21 protein-coding genes are annotated in these 22,486 nt (G+C 71.5%); 20 read left to right on the top strand and 1 reads right to left on the bottom strand.

Going from position 1 to position 22,486, the window contains the following annotated elements; translation table 11 throughout:
- Nucleotides 1–124 precede the first annotated feature (124 nt).
- The 14 genes from ABT034_RS18015 (at nt 125) to nusB (ending at nt 13,566) form a co-directional block, all read left to right on the top strand.
- On the top strand, nt 125–562 hold the full coding sequence (locus tag ABT034_RS18015; RefSeq protein ID WP_351216198.1) for a DUF948 domain-containing protein: 438 nt from the start codon (nt 125–127) through the stop codon (nt 560–562).
- Nucleotides 563–568: 6 nt separating this feature from the next.
- Nucleotides 569–916 carry a DUF6167 family protein gene (locus ABT034_RS18010; RefSeq protein WP_351216196.1) on the top strand — a complete coding sequence of 116 codons (348 nt, stop codon included), beginning with the start codon at nt 569–571 and terminating at the stop codon, nt 914–916.
- Nucleotides 916–3,585, top strand: a complete 2,670-nt coding sequence (gene alaS / locus ABT034_RS18005) for an alanine--tRNA ligase (protein ID WP_351216194.1) — start codon at nt 916–918, stop codon at nt 3,583–3,585. The genes ABT034_RS18010 and alaS overlap by 1 nt, the downstream gene beginning before the upstream one ends.
- Nucleotides 3,586–3,587: 2 nt before the next feature.
- On the top strand, nt 3,588–4,052 hold the full coding sequence (gene ruvX / locus ABT034_RS18000; RefSeq protein WP_351216364.1) for a Holliday junction resolvase RuvX: 465 nt from the start codon (nt 3,588–3,590) through the stop codon (nt 4,050–4,052).
- Nucleotides 4,053–4,154: 102 nt separating this feature from the next.
- Nucleotides 4,155–5,930 carry an endolytic transglycosylase MltG gene (mltG, locus tag ABT034_RS17995; protein ID WP_351216191.1) on the top strand — a complete coding sequence of 592 codons (1,776 nt, stop codon included), beginning with the start codon at nt 4,155–4,157 and terminating at the stop codon, nt 5,928–5,930.
- A complete protein-coding gene (locus ABT034_RS17990; protein ID WP_351216189.1) occupies nt 5,927–6,754 on the top strand; it encodes a shikimate dehydrogenase in 828 nt (275 codons plus the stop codon). Before mltG ends, ABT034_RS17990 begins: the two co-directional genes overlap by 4 nt.
- 197 nt (nt 6,755–6,951) lie before the next feature.
- Entirely contained in the window at nt 6,952–8,136 is a 1,185-nt protein-coding gene (gene aroC / locus ABT034_RS17985) for a chorismate synthase (RefSeq protein WP_351216187.1), read from the top strand.
- The gene (locus ABT034_RS17980) at nt 8,133–8,654 is read left to right on the top strand and encodes a shikimate kinase (protein ID WP_351216185.1); all 522 of its coding nucleotides are present in this window, start codon (nt 8,133–8,135) and stop codon (nt 8,652–8,654) included. The genes aroC and ABT034_RS17980 overlap by 4 nt, the downstream gene beginning before the upstream one ends.
- Nucleotides 8,651–9,748, top strand: coding sequence for a 3-dehydroquinate synthase (aroB, locus tag ABT034_RS17975; RefSeq protein ID WP_351216183.1), 1,098 nt, complete (start codon nt 8,651–8,653; stop codon nt 9,746–9,748). The genes ABT034_RS17980 and aroB overlap by 4 nt, the downstream gene beginning before the upstream one ends.
- On the top strand, nt 9,745–10,191 hold the full coding sequence (gene aroQ / locus ABT034_RS17970) for a type II 3-dehydroquinate dehydratase (RefSeq protein WP_351216181.1): 447 nt from the start codon (nt 9,745–9,747) through the stop codon (nt 10,189–10,191). Before aroB ends, aroQ begins: the two co-directional genes overlap by 4 nt.
- Nucleotides 10,192–10,316: 125 nt before the next feature.
- Nucleotides 10,317–11,330 (top strand): AAA family ATPase, encoded by a 1,014-nt coding sequence (locus ABT034_RS17965; protein ID WP_351216179.1) that lies wholly within the window; start codon nt 10,317–10,319, stop codon nt 11,328–11,330.
- A 67-nt stretch (nt 11,331–11,397) separates the two neighbouring features.
- Complete coding sequence (locus ABT034_RS17960; RefSeq protein ID WP_351216177.1) at nt 11,398–12,510, top strand: M24 family metallopeptidase; 1,113 nt, start codon at nt 11,398–11,400, stop codon at nt 12,508–12,510.
- Between the two features lie 49 nt (nt 12,511–12,559).
- Entirely contained in the window at nt 12,560–13,126 is a 567-nt protein-coding gene (efp, locus tag ABT034_RS17955; RefSeq protein ID WP_073818654.1) for an elongation factor P, read from the top strand.
- 2 nt (nt 13,127–13,128) lie between these two features.
- Nucleotides 13,129–13,566: a transcription antitermination factor NusB gene (gene nusB, locus ABT034_RS17950; protein ID WP_056566771.1), complete on the top strand. Its 438-nt coding sequence runs from the start codon at nt 13,129–13,131 to the stop codon at nt 13,564–13,566.
- A 186-nt stretch (nt 13,567–13,752) separates the two neighbouring features.
- On the opposite strand, the gene bldD is transcribed toward nusB, so the two are convergent.
- The gene (gene bldD / locus ABT034_RS17945; RefSeq protein WP_005319862.1) at nt 13,753–14,253 is read right to left on the bottom strand and encodes a transcriptional regulator BldD; all 501 of its coding nucleotides are present in this window, start codon (nt 14,251–14,253) and stop codon (nt 13,753–13,755) included.
- Nucleotides 14,254–14,499: 246 nt separating this feature from the next.
- Here bldD and pyrR point away from each other — a divergent pair, with 246 nt between their 5' ends.
- The 6 genes from pyrR to carB all read left to right on the top strand — a co-directional run bounded on the left by pyrR (nt 14,500) and on the right by carB (nt 22,441).
- Nucleotides 14,500–15,066 carry a bifunctional pyr operon transcriptional regulator/uracil phosphoribosyltransferase PyrR gene (gene pyrR / locus ABT034_RS17940; RefSeq protein WP_351216174.1) on the top strand — a complete coding sequence of 189 codons (567 nt, stop codon included), beginning with the start codon at nt 14,500–14,502 and terminating at the stop codon, nt 15,064–15,066.
- 84 nt (nt 15,067–15,150) lie between these two features.
- A complete protein-coding gene (locus ABT034_RS17935; RefSeq protein WP_351216173.1) occupies nt 15,151–16,131 on the top strand; it encodes an aspartate carbamoyltransferase catalytic subunit in 981 nt (326 codons plus the stop codon).
- Nucleotides 16,132–16,133: 2 nt separating this feature from the next.
- Nucleotides 16,134–17,420, top strand: a complete 1,287-nt coding sequence (locus ABT034_RS17930) for a dihydroorotase (RefSeq protein ID WP_351216171.1) — start codon at nt 16,134–16,136, stop codon at nt 17,418–17,420.
- Nucleotides 17,417–17,995 (top strand): PH-like domain-containing protein, encoded by a 579-nt coding sequence (locus ABT034_RS17925; protein WP_351216169.1) that lies wholly within the window; start codon nt 17,417–17,419, stop codon nt 17,993–17,995. Before ABT034_RS17930 ends, ABT034_RS17925 begins: the two co-directional genes overlap by 4 nt.
- Nucleotides 17,992–19,140, top strand: coding sequence for a glutamine-hydrolyzing carbamoyl-phosphate synthase small subunit (gene carA / locus ABT034_RS17920; protein WP_351216167.1), 1,149 nt, complete (start codon nt 17,992–17,994; stop codon nt 19,138–19,140). Before ABT034_RS17925 ends, carA begins: the two co-directional genes overlap by 4 nt.
- On the top strand, nt 19,133–22,441 hold the full coding sequence (carB, locus tag ABT034_RS17915) for a carbamoyl-phosphate synthase large subunit (RefSeq protein ID WP_351216165.1): 3,309 nt from the start codon (nt 19,133–19,135) through the stop codon (nt 22,439–22,441). Before carA ends, carB begins: the two co-directional genes overlap by 8 nt.
- Nucleotides 22,442–22,486: the final 45 nt, after the last annotated feature.

Genomic DNA, 22,486 nt, shown 5'->3' with positions numbered 1-22,486 from the left:
TACAATCGGTTCCGGTGACTCCCGTCCCGCGGGCGGTAATGCGGTACGGCAGGACAGCCCGGGCGCGATAGGGTCGAGGAACGACTTTTCGCAAGGGCCCGACGACAGCAGAGAGCGGTGCAGAGTGACCGGTGGAGAGGTTGCCGGGATCCTGGTGGCCGTCTTCTGGGCGATCCTGGTCTCCTTCCTCGCCGTGGTGCTGGTGAGGCTGGCGCAGACGCTCAGGGCGACCACCAAGCTGGTGGCGGACGTGACCGAGCAGGCCGTCCCCCTCCTCGCGGACGCCTCCGCGACCGTGCGCTCGGCGCAGACCCAGCTCGACCGGGTCGACGCCATCGCCTCGGACGTCCAGGAGGTCACCTCCAACGCCTCCGCGCTCTCCTCCACCGTCGCCACCGCCTTCGGCGGCCCGCTCGTCAAGGTGGCCGCCTTCGGGTACGGCGTGCGCAAGGCGCTCGGCCGGGGCGGCGACGGCGAGGACGCGCCGCGCGCCTCCTCGCGACGCACTGTGCTCGTCGGCCGTACCGTGCCGTCCTCGCGACGCCGGAAGCAGAAGGGCTGAGCCGCGATGTTCCGCCGCACGTTCTGGTTCACGGCCGGCGCAGCCGCCGGCGTGTGGGCCACCACCAAGGTCAACCGGAAGCTGAAGCAGCTGACCCCCGAGAGCCTCGCGGCCCAGGCCGCGGAGAAGGCGATCGAGACCGGCCACCGCCTCAAGGACTTCGCCCTCGACGTGAGGGCGGGCATGGTCCAGCGGGAGGCCGAACTGGGCGAGGCGCTCGGCCTGGACGCGGCCGTCGACCAGGACCCCGCGCTTCCGCCGCCCCGCCGCAGGGCAGCGCTCGATCCCACCGCGCGCCCGACCACGGCGCGTTCCATCCCCACGATCACGTACAACCGGAATGAGGACCACTGATGGAGTCGGCTGAAATCCGCCGCCGCTGGCTGAGCTTCTTCGAGGAGCGCGGGCACACCGTCGTCCCTTCGGCGTCGCTCATCGCGGACGACCCGACTCTGCTGCTCGTCCCCGCCGGCATGGTGCCCTTCAAGCCCTACTTCCTGGGCGAGGTCAAGCCGCCGTTCTCGCGCGCCGCGAGCGTGCAGAAGTGCGTGCGCACGCCGGACATCGAAGAGGTCGGCAAGACCACCCGCCACGGCACGTTCTTCCAGATGTGCGGCAACTTCTCCTTCGGCGACTACTTCAAGGAAGGCGCCATCAAGCTCGCCTGGGAGCTGCTGACCTCCTCGGTGGAGCACGGCGGCTACGGGCTCGACCCGGAGAAGCTCTGGATCACCGTCTACGAGCAGGACGACGAGGCCGAGCGCATCTGGCGCGACGTCGTCGGCGTCCCCGCCGAGCGCATCCAGCGCCTCGGCATGGGCCCCAACTTCTGGTCGATGGGCGTCCCGGGCCCCTGCGGCCCCTGCTCCGAGATCAACTACGACCGCGGCCCCGAGTTCGGCGTCGAGGGCGGCCCGGCCGTCAACGACGAGCGGTACGTGGAGATCTGGAACCTGGTCTTCATGCAGTACGAGCGCGGGGCGGGCTCCGGCAAGGACGACTTCCCGATCCTCGGCGACCTGCCGGCCCAGAACATCGACACGGGCCTCGGCCTTGAGCGCCTGGCGATGATCCTCCAGGGCGTCCAGAACATGTACGAGACGGACACCCTCAAGGTCGTCATCGACAAGGCCACCGAGCTCACCGGCGTCGACTACGGCACGTCCCACGAGAGCGACGTCTCGCTCCGCGTGGTCGCCGACCACATGCGCACCTCCGTCATGCTCATCGGCGACGGCGTCACCCCCGGCAACGAGGGCCGCGGCTACGTGCTGCGCCGCATCATGCGCCGCGCCGTCCGCAACATGCGCCTGCTCGGCGCCACCGGTCCGGTCGTCCAGGAGCTCGTGGACACCGTGATCAACACGATGGGCGACCAGTACCCGGAGCTCGTCACCGACCGCAAGCGCGTCGAGACCGTCGCCCTCGCCGAAGAGGCCGCCTTCCTCAAGGCCCTCAAGGGCGGCACCAACATCCTCGACACCGCCGTCACCGAGACCAAGGCCTCCGGCGGCACGGTCCTCTCCGGCGACAAGGCGTTCCTGCTCCACGACACCTGGGGCTTCCCGATCGACCTCACCCTGGAGATGGCCTCCGAGCAGGGGCTCTCCGTGGACGAGGACGGCTTCCGCCGCCTGATGAAGGAGCAGCGGGAGCGCGCCAAGGCCGACGCCAAGGCCAAGAAGACCGGCCACGCCGACATGACGGCGTACCGGGAGATCGCCGACGGCAACGGCGCCACCGAGTTCACCGGCTACACCAACACCGAGGGCGAGAGCACCGTCGTCGGACTCCTCGTCAACGGCGTCCCCTCGCCGGCCGCCTCCGAGGGCGACGAGGTCGAGGTCGTCCTCGACCGCACCCCCTTCTACGCCGAGGGCGGCGGCCAGATCGCCGACCAGGGCCGGATCAGGCTGCACAGCGGCGCGGTCATCGAGATCCGCGACGTCCAGCAGCCGGTCCCCGGCGTCTCCGTGCACAAGGGTTCCGTGCAGGTCGGCGAGGTGACCGTGGGTGCCACGGCCTACGCCGCCATCGACGTGCGCCGCCGCCGGGCCATCGCCCGCGCCCACTCGGCCACCCACCTCACCCACCAGGCGCTGCGCGACGCCCTCGGCCCGACGGCCGCCCAGGCCGGTTCCGAGAACCAGCCGGGCCGTTTCCGCTTCGACTTCGGTTCGCCGAACGCCGTCCCCGGCGCGGTCCTCACCGACGTCGAGCAGAAGATCAACGAGGTCCTCACGCGCGAGCTGGAGGTCCACGCCGAGGTCATGCCGATCGACGAGGCCAAGCGCCAGGGCGCCATCGCCGAGTTCGGCGAGAAGTACGGCGAGAAGGTGCGTGTCGTCACCATCGGCGACTTCTCCAAGGAGCTGTGCGGCGGTACGCACGTCCACAACACCGCCCAGCTGGGCCTGGTGAAGCTGCTCGGCGAGTCCTCCATCGGCTCCGGCGTGCGCCGTATCGAGGCCCTCGTCGGCGTCGACGCGTACAACTTCCTCGCCAAGGAGCACACGGTCGTCGCCCAGCTCCAGGAGCTGGTCAAGGGCCGTCCGGAGGAGCTGCCGGAGAAGATCTCCGCCATGCTCGGCAAGCTGAAGGACGCCGAGAAGGAGATCGAGAAGTTCCGCGCGGAGAAGGTCCTCCAGGCCGCCGCCGGTCTCGTCGACTCCGCCCAGGACATCCGCGGTGTCGCCGTCGTCACCGGCCAGGTCCCGGACGGCACCGGCGCCGACGACCTGCGCAGGCTGGTCCTCGACGTGCGGGGCCGCATCTCGGGCGGCCGCCCGGCCGTCGTCGCCCTCTTCACCACGGCCAACGGCAAGCCGCTGACGGTCATCGCGACCAACGAGGCCGCCCGCGAGCGCGGTCTCAAGGCCGGCGAGCTGGTCCGCACCGCCGCCAAGACCCTCGGTGGCGGTGGCGGCGGCAAGCCGGACGTCGCCCAGGGCGGCGGCCAGAACCCGGAGGCCGTCGGCGAGGCCATCGCCGCCGTCGAGCGCCTCGTGACGGAGACGGCGTGACGATGCGCCGCGGCCGCCGTATCGCGGTGGACGTCGGGGACGCCCGGATCGGGGTCGCCTCGTGCGACCCCGACGGGGTCCTCGCCACGCCGGTGGAGACCGTGCCGGGACGTGACGTCCCGGCCGCCCACCGGCGGCTCCGCCAGATCGTCGCGGAGTACGAGCCGATCGAGGTCGTCGTGGGTCTGCCCCGCTCGCTCAGCGGGCGGGAGGGCCCGGCGGCGACCAAGGTCCGTGCCTTCGCGGGGGAGATGGCGCGCGGGATCGCCCCCGTGCCCGTCCGCCTGGTCGACGAGCGCATGACGACCGTGACCGCCACCCAGGGCCTGCGGGCCTCGGGTGTGAAGGCGAAGAAGGGCCGGTCCGTCATCGACCAGGCCGCCGCTGTGATCATCCTTCAGAACGCTCTTGAGTCCGAACGGGTATCAGGTAATCCGCCCGGTGAGGGCGTCGAAGTGGTCATCTGATCGCGATACGGTAACGTTCCGCGCGATGCGGCGGTGTTCGAACAGCTGCCGCACTACGTAGAGGCGGATCGTCCGGAAGCCTCGCGGCTGTTTTGGGGATCGATGACTGAGTATGGCCGGAGCCCCGGCTCCGAACCGTGGCACCCCGGGGACCCGCTCTACGGGGACCAGGGGTGGGAGGGCCAGCAGCAGTACTACCCGGATCCGCAGCAGGCGAGCCAGTACGGGCACGGCGGACAGGGCTACGAGGACCCGTACGGCCAGGGATCCCAAGGCGGCCAGGGGTACGAGGGCGACCCGTACCAGCAGCAGCATGCGCAGCAGTACGAGCAGCAGCAGCCGCAGGGATACGCCGACCCGCAGTACCAGCAGCAGGCGCACCAGTACCAGCAGTCGTACGAGCAGCAGCAGTACGCGACGGAGTACCAGGGCGGTTACGACACGCCCGGGCACCTCGGACAGCAGTACGACGGCAGCTGGGAGTCGGGCCAGGCGGCGATGGCCTACGGCACGCCCCCGGCCGATCCGTACGGCGGCCACGACCCCGATCTCTACGGCACCCCCGAGGCGTACCCGCCGCCCCAGCCTCCCGGCCACCGGCAGAACCCGCCGGAGCCGGTGATCGACTGGGCGCCGGAGGAGGAGACGCGCTCGGAGCCGGAGGAGGAGAAGCACCCCTTCTTCACCGGCGAGGACGACGCGGACGACGAGTACGACGACGAGCCGGCCTCCGGCCGCGGCTCGCGCGGCGACGACCGCGAACGCCGGAGCAAGGCGAAGAAACGCAAGGGCAAGAACGGCGTCGCCTGCCTGGTCGTCGCGCTCGTCCTGGCGGGCGGCGTCGGCGGCATCGGCTACTTCGGCTACCAGTTCTGGCAGGGCCAGTTCGGTGAGGCGCCGGACTACGCGGGCGGCGGCACCGGTGAGGTCCAGGTCGAGATCCCGAAGGGAGCCCTCGGGACCCAGATCGGCAACATCCTCAAGCAGGCCGGCGTGGTGAAGAGCGTCGACGCCTTCGTCTCGGCCCAGCTAAAGAACCCCAAGGGCAACTCCATCCAGGACGGCGTCTTCACGCTGAAGAAGGAGATGTCCGCCGAGAGCGCCGTCTCGATGATGCTCAACCCGGTGAGCCAGGCCAACCTCGTCATCCCCGAGGGCAAGCGGAACACCTGGGTGTACGACACCCTCGACACGCGCCTCGGACTCAAGCCGGGCACGACTAAGGACGTCGCCCGCGCGAAGGCGGACTCGCTCGGCCTGCCCGACTGGGCGAAGGGGCACGAGAACGTCAAGGACCCGCTGGAAGGATTCCTCTTCCCGGCCCGGTACCCCGTCGCCAAGAACAGCAAGCCCGAGGACGCCCTGCGCAAGATGGTGTCCCGCGCGAACCAGGAGTACATGAAGCTCGACCTGGACGCGAAGGCGAAGGAGCACGGCCTGAAGGGGCCGTGGGAACTTCTGACCGTCGCCAGCCTGGTTCAGGTCGAGGGCAAGTACAAGCACGACTTCGACAAGGTGGCGCGGGTCGTCTACAACCGGCTCAAGCCCAACAACGTGGAGACCGTCGGTCGCCTGGAGTTCGACTCGACGGTGAACTACCTCAGGGGCACGAGCACCCTCGACGTCGGCACCGTCGAGGAGATGCGCAAGATCGACGACCCGTACAACACGTACAGCGTGAACCAGAAGGGCCTCATCCCGGGCCCGATCAGCAACCCCGGCATCGAAGCGCTCAACTCCGCGATGAGTCCGGCGGACGGTCCGTGGTACTACTTCGTGTCGATCAACGAGAACAAGACCGTCTTCTCCGTGACCCTCAAGGAGCACAACCAGAACGTCGCGGAGTACGAGAAGGAACGGCAGGGGTCCGGCCAGTGAGACAGCAACGCCGCGCGGCCGTCCTCGGTTCGCCGATCGCCCACTCGCTCTCCCCGGTCCTGCACCGGGCCGCGTACGCCGAGCTGGGCCTCGACGACTGGTCGTACGACCGCTTCGAGGTCGACGAAGCCGGGCTGCCCGGCTTCGTCGGCGAGCTGGACGGCAGCTGGGCCGGGCTCTCGCTGACCATGCCGCTCAAGCGGGCGATCATCCCGCTGCTCGACGAGATCAGCGACACGGCGGCCTCGGTCGAGGCGGTGAACACCGTCGTCCTCCGCGAGGACGGGCGGCGGGTCGGCGACAACACCGACATCCCCGGCATGATCGCCGCCCTGCACGAGCGGAACGTCGAGAAGGTGGACTCGGCGGCGATCCTCGGCGCCGGCGCCACCGCCTCCTCCGCCCTCGCCGCGCTCGCCCGGATCTGCGCGGGCCCCGTCACCGCGTACGTACGGAGCGAGGCACGCGCCGAGGAGATGCGCGGCTGGGGCGAACGGCTCGGCGTGGACGTCCGTACCGCCGACTGGGACGACGCGGCGGAGGCGTTCGCCGCCCCGCTGGTCATCGCGACCACCCCGGCCGGCACCACGAACGCCCTGGCGACCGCCGTCCCCGACACCGCCGGCACACTCTTCGACGTCCTGTACGACCCCTGGCCGACCGCCCTCGCCTCGGCCTGGTCCGACCGCGGCGGCAAGGTGGTCGGCGGCCTCGACCTCCTCGTCCACCAGGCCGTCCTCCAGGTCGAGCAGATGACGGGCGTGCCCCGGGCGCCGCTCGCGGCCATGCGGGCGGCGGGGGAGCGGGCGCTGGCCGGCCGGTAGGCTCCGACCGGCGCCGAAGGGCGCTCCAATGCCACCCCGGAGCCCGAGGAGACCGTCCAGGAGGACGAGACCCGCGTCCGACAGCTGGACCGGCGACCAGGTGGACGCCCCGGACGTGGGAGGATCGGGGTGGCGGGCCAGGGCCGCGCACCCGGCCGCGTCGTCGCAGTGCCCAGGCGCGAGCATGAGGAGCATCGTTGAGCAGGTTGCGTTGGCTGACCGCTGGGGAATCCCACGGACCCGCGCTGGTCGCGACCCTGGAGGGTCTTCCCGCCGGCGTCCCGGTCACCACTGAGCTGGTGGCGGACCACCTCGCGCGGCGGCGTCTCGGCTATGGGCGCGGCGCCCGGATGAAGTTCGAGCAGGACGAGATCACCTTCCTCGGCGGCGTCCGGCACGGACTCTCCCTCGGCTCCCCGATCGCCGTCATGGTGGGGAACACGGAGTGGCCGAAGTGGGAGAAGGTCATGTCGGCCGACCCCGTCGACCCGTCCGAGCTCAAGGAGACCGGTCGTAACGCGCCGCTGACCCGGCCGCGTCCCGGGCACGCCGACCTCGCCGGCATGCAGAAGTACGGCTTCGACGAGGCCCGGCCGATCCTGGAGCGCGCCAGCGCCCGGGAGACCGCCGCCCGGGTCGCCCTCGGCGCCGTCGCCCGCTCCTTCATCAAGGAGGCCGCCGGCATCGAGATCGTCTCCCACGTCGTCGAGCTCGCCGCCGCCAAGGCGCCCTACGGCGTCTACCCGACCCCCGCCGACGTCGAGAAGCTCGACGCCGACCCGGTCCGCTGCCTCGACGCCGACGCGTCGAAGGCGATGGTCGCCGAGATCGACCAGGCCCACAAGGACGGCGACACCCTCGGTGGAGTCGTCGAGGTCCTGGCGTACGGCGTGCCCGTCGGCCTCGGCTCGCACGTCCACTGGGACCGGCGCCTCGACGCCCGGCTCGCCGCCGCCCTCATGGGCATCCAGGCCATCAAGGGCGTCGAGGTCGGCGACGGCTTCGACCTCGCCCGCGTGCCCGGCTCCCAGGCCCACGACGAGATCGTGAAGACCGACGAGGGCCTCAAGCGCACCTCCGGCCGCTCCGGCGGCACCGAGGGCGGTCTGACCACCGGTGAGCTGCTGCGCGTCCGTGCCGCGATGAAGCCCATCGCGACCGTCCCGCGCGCCCTCGCCACCGTCGACGTCGCCACCGGCGAGGCCACCGCGGCCCACCACCAGCGCTCCGACGTGTGCGCCGTCCCCGCCGCCGGCATCGTCGCCGAGGCCATGGTCGCGCTCGTCCTCGCGGACGCCGTCGTCGAGAAGTTCGGCGGCGACAGCGTCCCCGAGACCCGCCGCAACGTGCGCTCGTACCTCGAGAACCTGCGCATCCGGTGACCGCAGGACCCCTGGTCGTACTCGTCGGGCCCATGGGCTCCGGCAAGTCCACGGTGGGCGCGCTCCTGGCCGAACGGCTCGGCGTGCCCTACCGGGACACCGACGCCGACATCGTCGCCGCCGAGGGCCGCGAGATCTCCGACATCTTCGTCGAGGACGGCGAGGACCACTTCCGCGCCCTGGAACGGGCCGCGGTCGCCGCGGCCGTCGCCGAGCACGAGGGCGTCCTCGCCCTCGGCGGCGGCGCCGTCCTCGACGCCGGGACCCGGGCCCTGCTCGCCGGCCGGCCCGTCGCGTACCTCTCGATGGACGTCGACGAGGCGGTCCGGCGCGTCGGCCTCAACACCGCGCGGCCGCTGCTCGCCGTCAACCCGCGCCGCCAGTGGCGCGAGCTGATGGAGGCACGCCGCCACCTGTACACCGAAGTCGCGCGGACCGTCGTCACCACCGACGACCGCACCCCCGAAGAGGTCGCGGACGCGATCCTCGCGGCACTGGATCTGAAGAAGGACGCATGACGACGGACCAGGCAGTGACCCGTATCCAGGTCGCGGGCAGCGCGGGCACGGATCCGTACGAGGTGCTGGTCGGCCGGCAGCTGCTCGGGGAGCTCCCCGGGCTGATCGGCACCCAGGCCAAGCGGGTCGCCGTGATCCACCCGGAGGCGCTCGCCGACACGGGGGAGGCGCTCCGCGCCGACCTCGCCGACCAGGGCTACGAGACGGTCGCGATCCAGGTGCCGAACGCCGAGGAGGCGAAGACCGCGGAGGTCGCCGCCTACTGCTGGAAGGCGCTGGGCCAGACCGGCTTCACCCGCAGCGACGTCATCGTGGGCGTCGGCGGCGGCGCCACCACCGACCTGGCCGGCTTCGTGGCCGCGACCTGGCTGCGGGGCGTGCGCTGGATCGCCGTACCCACCACCGTCCTGGCCATGGTCGACGCGGCCGTCGGCGGCAAGACGGGCATCAACACCGCCGAGGGCAAGAACCTCGTGGGCGCCTTCCACCCGCCGGCCGGCGTCCTCTGCGACCTGGCGGCGCTCGACTCGCTGCCGGTGCACGACTACGTCAGCGGTCTCGCGGAGGTCATCAAGGCCGGCTTCATCGTCGACCCGGTCATCCTCGACCTCATCGAGGAGGACCCGGAGGCCGCCCGCACCCCGGCCGGTCGCCACACCGCCGAGCTGCTCGTCCGCTCGATCAAGGTGAAGGCGGAGGTCGTCTCCGGCGACCTCAAGGAGTCCGGCCGCCGCGAGATCCTCAACTACGGCCACACCCTCGCCCACGCCATCGAGAAGAACGAGCGGTACAAGTGGCGCCACGGCGCCGCCGTCTCCGTCGGCATGGTCTTCGCCGCCGAGCTCGGCCGGCTCGCCGGGCGGCTCGACGACGCGACCGCCGACCGGCACCGCGCGATCCTGGAGTCCGTCGGCCTGCCGCTCACCTACCGCGGTGACCAGTGGCCCAAGCTCCTGGAGACCATGCGGGTCGACAAGAAGTCCCGCGGCGACCTGCTGCGCTTCATCGTCCTCGACGGGATCGGCAAGCCGACCGTCCTCGAGGGCCCGGACCCGGCGGTCCTGATCGCGGCGTACGGCGAGGTGTCCGCGTGAGCGAGCCCCGTCCGGTCCTCGTGCTGAACGGCCCGAACCTGGGTCGGCTCGGCTCGCGCGAGCCCGACATCTACGGCGCCACCTCCTACAAGGGGCTCGTCGAGTCCTGCCGCACCCTCGGCGCGGAGCTGGGTTTCGACGTCGAGGTGCGGGAGACGAACGACGAGGGCGAGATGATCCGCTGGCTCCACGAGGCGGCGGACGGCTCGGTCCCGGTGGTCATCAACCCCGGGGCGTTCACGCACTACTCGTACGGGATGAGGGACGCCGCCGCCCAGCGGACCGCCCCGCTGATCGAGGTCCACATCTCCAACCCGTACACCCGGGAGGAGTTCCGGCACACCTCGGTCGTCGCGGCCGTGGCGACCGGGACGGTCGCGGGGTTCGGCATCGGTTCCTACCGGCTCGCCCTGCGGGCGCTCGCCGAAGAACTGGCCGACTGAGCCGAAGAACCGGTCGGCTGACAGGGCACCAGGGGGCGTCCCCGGCCGTTCCCCTTGTGGGGGCCGGGGGCGGTAACGTTCCGGCGCACCGGATACATCAGGCGTACGAGACGGAGTGGCACCGGATGCAGCACGCAGTGGGGGGCCCGCTGCCACCGCCCGAACGACCGGGCCAGGCACCCGGCCCCGATTTCGGCCAGGTCTCAGGGCCCGGCCGGGCTCCGGGGGCGGGGGGTGGCGCCGCCGACGCGCGTCCGCACGTGCCGCCGCCTCCGCCGGGCGCCCCGCACCAGGGCCCGCCGGCCGGGCCCAGGCTCGGGGTGCACCCGGCCGTCCAGCCCGGCGGGCCCAGACCTCCGCACCCGGCACCGCCCCCGCAGTCCGCGCCTCCCGCCCAGCCGGGAGCGCCCGGCTGGGGCGCCCCCGGAGCCGTCCCGCCGCCCTCCGACGGGTCCCGGTACCCGGGCGGCTCGGCGCACTCCGGCCAAGGCCCCCACCGCGCGGACCTCACCGGCCATGTGCCGCTGCCGCCCGTGAGCGCACCGCTCGCGCCCCCCGGGGAGCACGGCGGCGGTACGGGCGGGGCGACCCTCGCCGTCCTGCTCATCGGGCCCGCCGGCGCCGGCAAGACGACCGTCGCCCGGCACTGGGCGCAGCGCCGCCGTGTGCCCACCGCCCACATCAGCCTCGACGACGTGCGCGAGTGGGTCTGCTCCGGCTTCGCCGACCCCCAGTCCGGCTGGAACGAGCACTCCGAGGCGCAGTACCGGCTCGCCCGCCGCACCTGCGGCTTCGCCGCGCGCAACTTCCTCGCCAACGGCATCTCCTGCATCGTCGACGACGCCGTCTTCCCCGACCGGCCCGTCGTCGGCCTCGGCGGCTGGAAGCGCCATGTGGGCCCCGGCCTGCTCCCCGTCGTGCTCCTGCCCGGCCTTGAGGTCGTCCTGGAGCGCAACGCCGAGCGCAGCGGCAACAGGCGCCTCTCGGACGAGGAGGTCGCCGCCATCCACGGCAGGATGGCCGGCTGGTACGGCTCGGGCCTGACGATCATCGACAACTCCACGTACGACGTCGAGACCACCGCCCGCGTCCTCGACGACGTCCTGGCCCGCGCGATCGCCAGCCCGCCCACCTGGTGACCCCCGGCGGTGCCCGGTCGGCCGTCCAGAACAGGCCACCGCGGCCCGCTCCTCGTACGCTCGGAGCATGTCAGAGGTGTATGCGGACCGCCGTGTACGGCTGCGCGATCGGTGCGCGGCCGCGGGCAGCCCGGCGGCCCTGGTCTCCCGCCCCGCCAACGTCCGCTACCTGGCGGGCGGTTCGCCTCCCGGCGCCGTCCTCCTCGTCGGTCCCGAGCCCGACGCGGACGTCCTGCTCTGCCCCGTGGCTCCCGGCGTCGAGCCGGCCGACGGACGGCTCGACGAACTGCTCCGCCGGCAGGTCCTGCCCGCCGGCGGCGGAGATCCGGCCGTCGCCGCCGTCGACCACGCCCGCCGGGCCGGCGCCGACGCGCTCGCCGTCGAGGAGCACGACCTGACCGTGGCCCGGCACCGGGTCATGGGCGCCGTCACGCCGGGACTGCGCCTCGCCGACCTCGCCTGCGCCGTCGAGCAGCTCAGGATCGTCAAGGACGAGGACGAGATCGCCTGCCTCCGGATCGCCGCCGAGATCGCCGACCAGGCGCTCGGGGAGCTCCTGGAGTCGATCCTGGTCGGCCGGACCGAGCGCCACCTGGCCCTGGAGCTGGAGCGGCGGCTCGTCGACCACGGCGCCGACGGCGCCGCCTTCCCGACCTCGGTGGCGACCGGCCCGCACTCGGGCCGGCGTGGGCACCGGCCCACCGACCGCCGGGTCGAGGAGGGGGATTTCCTCTCCGTCTGCCTCGGCGCCGACTACCGGGGCTACCGCTGCGAGATCGGCCGCACCTTCGTCATCGGTACGACGCCCGCCGACTGGCAGATCGAGCTGTACGAGCTCGTCTTCGCCGCTCAGCGGGCCGGCCGGGAGTCGCTCGTACCGGGCGCCGGGTACCGCGACGTGGACCGGGCGGCCCGCCAGATCCTGGACGCGGCGGGGCACGCGGAGGCCGCCGTACCCCTCACCGGGCACGGGGTGGGGCTCGAAATCGACGAGGACCCGCAGCTCTCACCCTCGGCCATGGGTAAACTGGACGCTTGTGTGCCGGTCACCGTCGAACCGGGGGTCCACCTCCCGGGCCGGGGCGGGGTCCGGATCGATGACACGCTCGTCGTACGCCAGGAGGCGGACGGCGGACCCGAGCTACTCACCATCACGACCAAGGAGCTGCTCGCGCTGTAAGGCGCGTACGCCTCCACGGTCCCACGTCAGTCCAGGAGATTCCGCAACCGTGGCTTCCACGAACGACCTCAAGAACGGCATGGTGCTCAAGCTCGAAGGCGGCCAGCTCTGGTCCGTCGTCGAGTTCCAGCACGTCAAGCCCGGCAAGGGCCCGGCCTTCGTGCGCACCAAGCTCAAGAACGTGCTGTCCGGCAAGGTCGTCGACAAGACCTTCAACGCCGGTGTGAAGGTCGAGACGGCCACCATCGACCGCCGCGACATGCAGTTCTCCTACATGGACGGCGACTACTTCGTCTTCATGGACATGGAGACCTACGACCAGCTGATGGTCGAGCGCAAGGCCGTCGGCGACGCCGCCAACTTCCTCATCGAGGGCTTCACCGCCTCCGTCGCCCAGCACGAGGGCTCGGTGCTCTACGTCGAGCTCCCCGCCGCCGTCGTGCTGACGATCGAGCACACCGACCCGGGCGTCCAGGGCGACCGCTCCACCGGCGGCACCAAGCCCGCCAAGCTGGAGACCGGCCACGAGATCCAGGTCCCGCTCTTCATCACCACCGGTGAGAAGGTCAAGGTCGACACCCGCACCAGCGACTACCTCGGCCGGGTGAACGACTAACCGTGGCCGCTCGGAGCAAGGCCCGCAAGCGCGCCTTCCAGATCCTCTTCGAGGCCGACCAGCGTGGCGCCTCCGTCCAGGAGGTCCTCGCGGACCAGGTCCGGCACGCGCGGTCGGACGACCGCCAGCCGCCGGTGAGCGACTTCACCATGCAGCTGGTCGAGGGGTACGCGGCCCACGTGGCGCGGATCGACGAGCTCATCGCGACCTACGCGGTGGACTGGGACCTCGACCGGATGCCCGTCGCCGACCGGAACATCGTGCGCCTCGGCGCGTACGAGCTGATCTGGGAGGACGGGACGCCGGACGCCGTCGCGATCGACGAGGCGGTGCAGCTCGCCAAGGAGTTCTCCACGGACGAGTCCCCGACCTTCGTCAACGGTCTGCTGGCGCGCTTCAAGGACTTGAAGCCGCGTCTGCGCCGGGACGCCGACGTCTGAGTCCGTAGACGTCGGAGGTCACCGGCAGTCGTAGGGGCCCGCAGCACTCGTGCTGCGGGCCCCTACGTCGTTCCCGGGCGCTGTACGGGGGGGCGAAGGCGCCGGGTACGAAAAGCGCCGGGCCCCTGGACGTCGGATGACGTCCAGGGGCCCGGCGGTACGTTTCTGCTGTGCCCCCGTAAGGGGTCAGCTCTCCTCGTGGGCGACCGCGCGGCGCGCGTCCGCGTCAAGGACGCCCCAGCTGATCAGCTGCTCGGTGAGGACCGAGGGGGACTGGTCGTAGATGACGGCGAGGGTGCGCAGGTCGTCCTGGCGGATCGACAGCACCTTGCCGTTGTAGTCGCCGCGCTGCGACTGGATCGTCGCCGCGTAGCGCTGGAGCGGGCCCGCCTTCTCCTGCGGGACGTGCGCGAGCCGCTCCAGGTCCAGGACCAGCTTCGGCGGCGGCTCGGCGGCCCCGCCCGGGGTCGTGCCCGGCAGCAGCTCCTGCACCGGCACCCCGTAGAAGTCGGCCAGCTCGGCAAGACGCTGCACGGTCACCGCGCGGTCACCGCGCTCGTACGAGCCGACCACGACGGCCTTCCAGCGCCCCTGGGACTTCTCCTCCACCCCATGGAGGGAAAGACCCTGCTGGGTGCGGATGGCACGGAGTTTGGCCCCGAGCTGCTTTGCGTATTCGCTGGACATAACGCTCCCGGACGCTGTGACGACATGCGGCTGCGCCGCGCGGCTGGTAACTCACTGTGAGGTTACGCAGCGTTACACCTACCCGTCAAGCCGAAAGGTCCGTACCGCCCCCTCCCGGGGGACGGCGCGCCGAGCGGCGACCGGGGTGGGGGCGAGGCGCCCGTACGTCCCTGGTATCGTTGACGGCGCAATTCCGACGTCCTTTAAGAGCCGTCCCGTGAGGCGGAGAAGGAGGTCCGTTTCTTCATGGACACCCAGCAGCAGTACAGCGATGACGCACGGCCCGTTCTCGAGGCCCCCGACATCGCGCGGGTCCTCACCCGCATCGCACACGAGATCGTCGAGCGCGCCAAGGGCGCCGACGACGTGGTCCTCCTCGGCATTCCCACCCGCGGTGTCTACCTCGCCCGCCGGCTCGCCGAGAAGCTCGAATCGATCACCGGCGCCAAGATCCCGGTCGGCTCCCTCGACATCACCATGTACCGGGACGACCTGCGGATGAAGCCGGCGCGCGCCATCGGCCGCACCGAGATCCCCGGTGACGGCGTCGACGGCCGCCTGGTCGTCCTCGTCGACGACGTGCTCTTCTCCGGCCGCACCATCCGCGCCGCCCTCGACGCCCTCGGCGACATCGGCCGCCCGCGCGCCGTCCAACTCGCCGTCCTCGTCGACCGCGGCCACCGCGAGCTTCCGATCCGAGCCGACTACGTCGGCAAGAACCTCCCCACGTCGCTGCGGGAGACGGTCAAGGTCCAGCTCGCCGAGGAGGACGGTCGCGACACCGTCCTGCTCGGTTCCCGGCCCTCCGCCTAGCCGGACCGGCTTCCCCGCCGGGGCCGGGGCACCCCCCTGCGCCCTCGCACGCCCTCACACTCCCCACCACGGAGAGACACCCCGATGATGCGTCACCTCATCTCGGCCGCCGACCTCACCCGCGACGACGCCGTCCAGATCCTCGACACCGCCGAGGAGATGGCCCGGGTGGCCGACCGGCCCATCAAGAAGCTGCCGACCCTGCGCGGCCGGACCATCTGCAACCTCTTCTTCGAGGACTCCACCCGGACCCGGATCTCCTTCGAGGCCGCCGAGAAGCGCCTCTCCGCCGACGTGATCAACTTCGCGGCCAAGGGCTCCAGCGTCTCCAAGGGCGAATCCCTCAAGGACACCGCGCAGACCCTGGAGGCCATGGGCGTCGACGCGGTCGTCATCCGGCACAGCGCCTCCGGCGCCCCGTACCGCCTCGCCACCTCCGGCTGGATCGACGCCCCCGTCGTCAACGCCGGCGACGGCACCCACCAGCACCCCACCCAGGCCCTCCTGGACGCCTTCACGATGCGCCGCCGCCTGGTCGGCCGGGACACCGGGCTCGGCCAGGACCTGGCGGGCAAGCGGATCACGCTCGTCGGCGACGTCCTGCACAGCCGGGTCGCCCGCTCCAACGTCGACCTGCTGCACACCCTCGGCGCCGAGGTCACCCTGGTGGCCCCGCCCACCCTGGTCCCCGTCGGCGTCGAGACCTGGCCCTGCGACGTCTCGTACGACCTCGACCGCGTGCTGCCGAAGTCCGACGCGGTCATGATGCTGCGTGTGCAGCGAGAGCGGATGAACGCCGCCTTCTTCCCGACCGAGCGCGAGTACTCGCGGCGGTACGGGCTCGACGGCGAGCGGATGGCGAAGATGCCCGAGCACGCCATCGTCATGCACCCCGGCCCCATGGTCCGCGGCATGGAGATCACCGCCGAGGTCGCCGACTCCGACCGCTGCACGGTCGTCGAGCAGGTCGCCAACGGCGTCTCCATCCGGATGGCGGTCCTCTACCTGCTTCTGGGCGGCAACGACTCCGCCGTCACCCACACCCGCACCGAGGAGAACAAGTAACCATGAGCAAGATCCTTATCCGCGGTGCGCAGGTGCTGGGCGGCGCCGTCCAGGACGTCCTGATCGACGGCGAGACCATCGCCCAGGTCGGTACGGACCTGGGCGCCGAGGGCGCCACCGTGATCGAGGCCGACGGCCAGATCCTGCTGCCCGGCCTCGTCGACCTCCACACCCATCTGCGCGAGCCCGGCCGCGAGGACTCCGAGACCGTCCTCACCGGCACCCGCGCCGCCGCCTCCGGCGGCTACACCGCCGTCTTCGCCATGGCCAACACCCACCCGGTCGCCGACACCGCCGGCGTCGTCGAGCAGGTCTACCGCCTCGGCCAGGAGCACGGCTACTGCGACGTGCAGCCCATCGGCGCCGTCACCGTCGGCCTCGAAGGCAAGAAGCTCGCCGAGCTCGGCGCCATGCACGACTCCGCCGCCGGCGTCACCGTCTTCTCCGACGACGGCAAGTGCGTCGACGACGCCGTGATCATGCGCCGCGCCCTGGAGTACGTGAAGGCCTTCGGCGGCGTCGTCGCCCAGCACGCCCAGGAGCCCCGCCTCACCGAGGGCGCCCAGATGAACGAGGGCATCGTCTCCGCCGAGCTCGGCCTCGGCGGCTGGCCGGCCGTCGCCGAGGAGTCGATCATCGCCCGCGACGTCCTCCTCGCCGAGCACGTCGGCTCGCGCGTCCACATCTGCCACCTCTCCACCGCCGGCTCCGTCGAGATCGTCCGCTGGGCCAAGTCCCGCGGCATCGACGTCACCGCCGAGGTCACCCCGCACCACCTCCTCCTCACGGACGAGCTGGTCCGCTCGTACAACCCGGTCTACAAGGTCAACCCGCCGCTGCGCACCGAGAAGGACGTCCTCGCGCTCCGCGAGGCCCTCGCCGACGGCACGATCGACATCGTCGCCACCGACCACGCCCCGCACCCGCACGAGGACAAGGACTGCGAGTGGGCCGCGGCCGCCATGGGCATGGTCGGCCTGGAGACCGCGCTCTCCGTCGTCCAGCAGACGATGGTCGAGACCGGACTCCTCGACTGGGCCGGCGTCGCCGACCGCATGTCCTTCGCGCCCGCCCGGATCGGACGGGCCAAGGGCCACGGACGACCCGTCTCGGCAGGTGAGCCCGCGAACCTGACGCTGGTCGATCCGGCTTACCGTGGAGTCGTGGACCCCGCGGACTTCGCCTCCCGCAGCCGCAACACCCCCTACGAGGGCCGTGAGCTGCCGGGACGCGTCACCCACACCATCCTGCGGGGCCGGGCAACGGTCGTGGACGGGAAGCTGGCGTGACACCACTCATCGCAATCGCCGCAGGGACTGCCGAGCAGAAGTCGGCGGAGGTGACCGACTGGGCCGGAAGGATCGGCTGGGTCGCCGGACTGCTGCTCTTCATCGCCTTCGTGTACTGGCTGATGCGCCAGGGCTGGAAGTGGCGCGGCAGCCTCCAGTCGGACCTGCCCGAGCTCCCCACCGCGCCTCCGGCGGCCGGTGCGGCGAAACTGACTCTCAGCGGGCGCTACCACGGCTCCACCACCGCCGGGCAGTGGCTCGACCGGATCGTCGCCCACGGCCTCGGCACCCGCAGCCGCGTCGAGCTCACGCTCACCGACGCCGGGCTCGCGGTCGTACGCCCCGGGGCGAACGACTTCTTCGTCCCGGCCGAGGCCCTGCGCGAGGCCCGCCTCGACAAGGGCATCGCCGGCAAGGTCCTCGCCGAGGGCGGCCTGCTGATCGTCACCTGGACGCACGGCGACAAGCTGCTCGACTCCGGCTTCCGGTCCGACCGGGCGGCCGAGCACACCGCCTGGGTCGAGGCCATCAACTCCATGAACCCCGTAAGCACGACGGAAGGCATCGCACGATGACGACCTCCACCAGGGGAGCCGCCAAGACTCCCGCCGTACTCGTCCTGGAGGACGGCCGCACCTTCAGCGGCCGCGCCTACGGGGCCGTGGGGGAGACCTTCGGCGAGGCCGTGTTCTCCACCGGCATGTCCGGCTACCAGGAGACCCTCACCGACCCGTCGTACCACCGCCAGGTCGTGGTCATGACCGCCCCGCACGTCGGCAACACCGGCGTCAACGACGACGACCCCGAGTCCGGCCGCATCTGGGTCTCCGGCTACGTCGTCCGCGACCCCGCCCGCGTCTCCTCCAACTGGCGTGCCACCCGCACCCTCGACGAGGAGCTGGAGCGCCAGGGCGTCGTCGGCATCTCCGGCATCGACACCCGCGCCCTCACCCGCCACCTGCGCGAGCGCGGCGCCATGCGCGTCGGCATCTTCTCCGGCGACGCCTGGACGGGCGTCCGCGAGGAGGCCCTGCTCGCCAAGGTCAAGGCCCAGCCCCAGATGAAGGGCGCGAACCTCGCCGCCGAGGTCGCCACCAAGGAGCCGTACGTCGTCCCCGCGATCGGTGAGAAGAAGTTCACCGTCGCCGCCGTCGACCTCGGCATCAAGGGCATGACCCCGCGCCGGATGGCCGAGCGCGGCATCGAGGTGCACGTGCTCCCCGCCACCGCCACCGTCGAGGACATCTACGCCGTCCAGCCCGACGGAGTGTTCTTCTCCAACGGCCCCGGCGACCCCGCCACCGCCGACGGCCCCGTCGCCGTCATGCAGGCCGTCCTGGAGCGCAGGACGCCGCTCTTCGGCATCTGCTTCGGCAACCAGATCCTCGGCCGCGCCCTCGGCTTCGGCACCTACAAGCTGAAGTACGGCCACCGGGGCATCAACCAGCCCGTCCAGGACCGCACCACGGGCAAGGTCGAGGTCACCGCGCACAACCACGGCTTCGCCGTCGACGCGCCCCTCGACAAGGTCTCCGACACGCCCTACGGGCGCGCCGAGGTCTCCCACGTCTGCCTGAACGACAACGTCGTGGAAGGCCTCCAGCTGCTCGACCAGCCGGCCTTCTCCGTCCAGTACCACCCCGAGGCGGCCGCGGGCCCGCACGACGCCGCGTACCTCTTCGACCGCTTCGTAACGCTGATGGAGGCCGAGCGTGCCTAAGCGCACCGATATCCAGTCCGTCCTGGTCATCGGCTCCGGCCCGATCGTCATCGGTCAGGCCGCCGAGTTCGACTACTCCGGTACCCAGGCCTGCCGCGTCCTCAAGGCCGAGGGCCTGCGGGTGATCCTGGTCAACTCCAACCCGGCCACGATCATGACCGACCCGGAGATCGCCGACGCCACCTACGTCGAGCCGATCACCCCCGAGTTCGTCGAGAAGATCATCGCCAAGGAGCGCCCCGACGCCCTCCTGCCCACCCTCGGCGGCCAGACCGCGCTCAACACCGCGATCTCCATGCACGAGCAGGGCGTCCTGGAGAAGTACGGCGTCGAGCTCATCGGCGCCAACGTCGAGGCCATCAACAAGGGCGAGGACCGCGACCTCTTCAAGGGTGTCGTCGAGGCCGTCAAGGCCAAGATCGGGTACGGCGAGTCCGCCCGCTCGGTCATCTGCCACACCATGGACGACGTCATCAAGGGCGTCGACACCCTCGGCGGCTACCCCGTCGTCGTCCGCCCCTCCTTCACCATGGGCGGCGCCGGCTCCGGCTTCGCCCACGACGAGGACGAGCTGCGCCGCATCGCCGGCCAGGGCCTCACGCTCTCCCCGACCACCGAGGTGCTCCTTGAGGAGTCCATCCTCGGCTGGAAGGAGTACGAGCTGGAGCTGATGCGCGACAAGAACGACAACGTCGTGGTCGTCTGCTCCATCGAGAACTTCGACCCGATGGGCGTCCACACCGGTGACTCGATCACCGTCGCCCCGGCGATGACGCTCACCGACCGCGAGTACCAGCGGCTGCGCGACATCGGCATCGCGATCATCCGCGAGGTCGGCGTCGACACCGGTGGCTGCAACATCCAGTTCGCGATCGACCCGGTCGACGGCCGGATCATCGTCATCGAGATGAACCCGCGTGTCTCCCGCTCCTCGGCGCTCGCCTCCAAGGCGACCGGCTTCCCGATCGCGAAGATCGCGGCCCGTCTCGCCGTCGGCTACACGCTGGACGAGATTCCCAACGACATCACGGAGAAGACCCCGGCGTCCTTCGAGCCCACGCTCGACTACGTCGTCGTCAAGGCCCCGCGCTTCGCCTTCGAGAAGTTCCCCTCCGCCGACTCCACGCTGACCACGACCATGAAGTCGGTCGGCGAGGCCATGGCGATCGGCCGCAACTTCACCGAGGCGCTCCAGAAGGCCCTGCGCTCCCTGGAGAAGAAGGGCTCGCAGTTCACCTTCGTCGGCGAGCCCGGCGACAAGGCCGAGCTCCTCCTCGAGTCGGTCCGCCCGACCGACGGCCGCATCAACACCGTCATGCAGGCCATCCGGGCCGGCGCCACCCCCGAGGAGGTCTTCGACGCCACGAAGATCGACCCGTGGTTCGTCGACCAGCTCTTCCTGATCAAGGAGATCGCCGACGAGCTGGCCGCCGCCGAGAAGCTCCACCCGGAGATCCTCGCCGAGGCCAAGCGCCACGGCTTCTCCGACGCCCAGATCGCCGAGATCCGCGGCCTGCGCGAGGACGTCGTCCGCGAGGTCCGGCACGCCCTCGGCGTCCGCCCGGTCTACAAGACGGTCGACACCTGCGCCGCCGAGTTCGCCGCCAAGACCCCGTACTTCTACTCCTCGTACGACGAGGAGAGCGAGGTCGCCCCGCGCGAGAAGCCCGCGGTGATCATCCTGGGCTCCGGCCCCAACCGCATCGGCCAGGGCATCGAGTTCGACTACTCCTGCGTCCACGCCTCCTTCGCCCTGAGCGACGCCGGCTACGAGACCGTGATGGTCAACTGCAACCCGGAGACCGTCTCGACGGACTACGACACCTCCGACCGCCTGTACTTCGAGCCGCTGACGCTGGAAGACGTGCTGGAGATCGTCCACGCCGAGACCCTCGCGGGCCCCGTCGCCGGTGTCGTCGTCCAGCTCGGCGGCCAGACCCCGCTGGGCCTGTCGCAGGCGCTCAAGGACAACGGCGTGCCGGTCGTCGGCACCTCCCCGGAGGCCATCCACGCCGCCGAGGACCGCGGCGCCTTCGGCCAGGTCCTCGCCGAGGCCGGGCTCCCCGCCCCCAAGCACGGCACCGCGACCACCTTCGCCGGCGCCAAGGCCATCGCCGACGAGATCGGCTACCCCGTCCTCGTACGCCCCTCGTACGTGCTCGGCGGCCGCGGCATGGAGATCGTGTACGACGAGGCCCGCCTCGAGTCGTACATCGCGGAGTCCACCGAGATCAGCCCCACCCGGCCGGTCCTGGTCGACCGCTTCCTCGACGACGCCATCGAGATCGACGTCGACGCGCTCTACGACGGCGAGGAGCTCTACCTCGGCGGCGTCATGGAGCACATCGAGGAAGCCGGCATCCACTCCGGCGACTCGGCCTGCGCCCTGCCTCCGATCACCCTCGGCGGCTACGACATCAAGCGCCTGCGCACCTCCACCGAGGCCATCGCCAAGGGCGTCGGCGTGCGCGGCCTGATCAACATCCAGTTCGCCATGGCCGGCGACATCCTCTACGTCCTGGAGGCCAACCCGCGCGCGTCCCGGACCGTCCCCTTCACCTCGAAGGCGACCGCCGTCCCGCTCGCGAAGGCCGCCGCCCGCATCTCGCTCGGCGCCACCATCGCCGAGCTGCGCGCCGAGGGCATGCTGCCGAAGACCGGCGACGGCGGCACCCTGCCGCTCGACGCGCCGATCTCCGTCAAGGAGGCCGTGATGCCGTGGTCGCGCTTCCGCGACGTGCACGGCCGCGGCGTCGACACCGTCCTCGGCCCGGAGATGCGCTCCACCGGCGAGGTCATGGGCATCGACGCGGTCTTCGGTACGGCGTACGCCAAGTCGCAGGCCGGCGCCTACGGCCCGCTGCCCACCAAGGGCCGCGCGTTCATCTCGGTCGCCAACCGCGACAAGCGCTCGATGATCTTCCCGGCCCGCGAGCTCGTCGCCCACGGCTTCGAGCTGCTCGCCACCTCCGGCACCGCCGAGGTCCTCAAGCGCAACGGCATCAACGCCACGATCGTGCGCAAGCTGAGCGAGGGCGAGGGCCCCGACGGCGAGAAGACGATCGTCCAGCTGATCCACGACGGGCAGGTCGACCTGATCGTCAACACCCCGTACGGCACCGGCGGCCGCCTCGACGGCTACGAGATCCGTACGGCCGCCGTGGCCCGCAGCGTCCCCTGCCTCACCACGGTCCAGGCGCTCGCCGCGGCCGTCCAGGGCATCGACGCGCTCAACCGCGGCGACGTCGGCGTCCGCTCGCTCCAGGAGCACGCGGAGCAGCTGACCGCGGCCCGCGACTAGCAGCCCGTACGGAGAAGGGGGACACCGGCAGTACCGCGGTGTCCC

The organism is Streptomyces sp. NPDC002773, from assembly GCF_040295605.1.
Taxonomy (GTDB): Bacteria; Actinomycetota; Actinomycetes; order Streptomycetales; family Streptomycetaceae; genus Streptomyces.
Note: the sequence above shows the minus strand (reverse complement) of the source record. Positions and strands in the feature narration are given on the sequence as shown.

Excerpts from the sequence above, each read along its gene's own strand:
- bldD (WP_005319862.1), bottom strand. The coding sequence starts at position 14,253 with ATGTCCAGCGAATACGCAAAGCAGCTCGGGGCCAAACTCCGTGCCATC.
- ruvX (WP_351216364.1), top strand. The coding sequence starts at position 3,588 with ATGCGCCGCGGCCGCCGTATCGCGGTGGACGTCGGGGACGCCCGGATC.
- ABT034_RS17965 (WP_351216179.1), top strand. The coding sequence starts at position 10,317 with ATGCAGCACGCAGTGGGGGGCCCGCTGCCACCGCCCGAACGACCGGGC.
- ABT034_RS18010 (WP_351216196.1), top strand. The coding sequence starts at position 569 with ATGTTCCGCCGCACGTTCTGGTTCACGGCCGGCGCAGCCGCCGGCGTG.
- ABT034_RS17935 (WP_351216173.1), top strand. The coding sequence starts at position 15,151 with ATGATGCGTCACCTCATCTCGGCCGCCGACCTCACCCGCGACGACGCC.
- mltG (WP_351216191.1), top strand. The coding sequence starts at position 4,155 with ATGACTGAGTATGGCCGGAGCCCCGGCTCCGAACCGTGGCACCCCGGG.
- ABT034_RS17930 (WP_351216171.1), top strand. The coding sequence starts at position 16,134 with ATGAGCAAGATCCTTATCCGCGGTGCGCAGGTGCTGGGCGGCGCCGTC.
- alaS (WP_351216194.1), top strand. The coding sequence starts at position 916 with ATGGAGTCGGCTGAAATCCGCCGCCGCTGGCTGAGCTTCTTCGAGGAG.
- ABT034_RS17960 (WP_351216177.1), top strand. The coding sequence starts at position 11,398 with ATGTCAGAGGTGTATGCGGACCGCCGTGTACGGCTGCGCGATCGGTGC.
- carA (WP_351216167.1), top strand. The coding sequence starts at position 17,992 with ATGACGACCTCCACCAGGGGAGCCGCCAAGACTCCCGCCGTACTCGTC.
- pyrR (WP_351216174.1), top strand. The coding sequence starts at position 14,500 with ATGGACACCCAGCAGCAGTACAGCGATGACGCACGGCCCGTTCTCGAG.
- aroB (WP_351216183.1), top strand. The coding sequence starts at position 8,651 with ATGACGACGGACCAGGCAGTGACCCGTATCCAGGTCGCGGGCAGCGCG.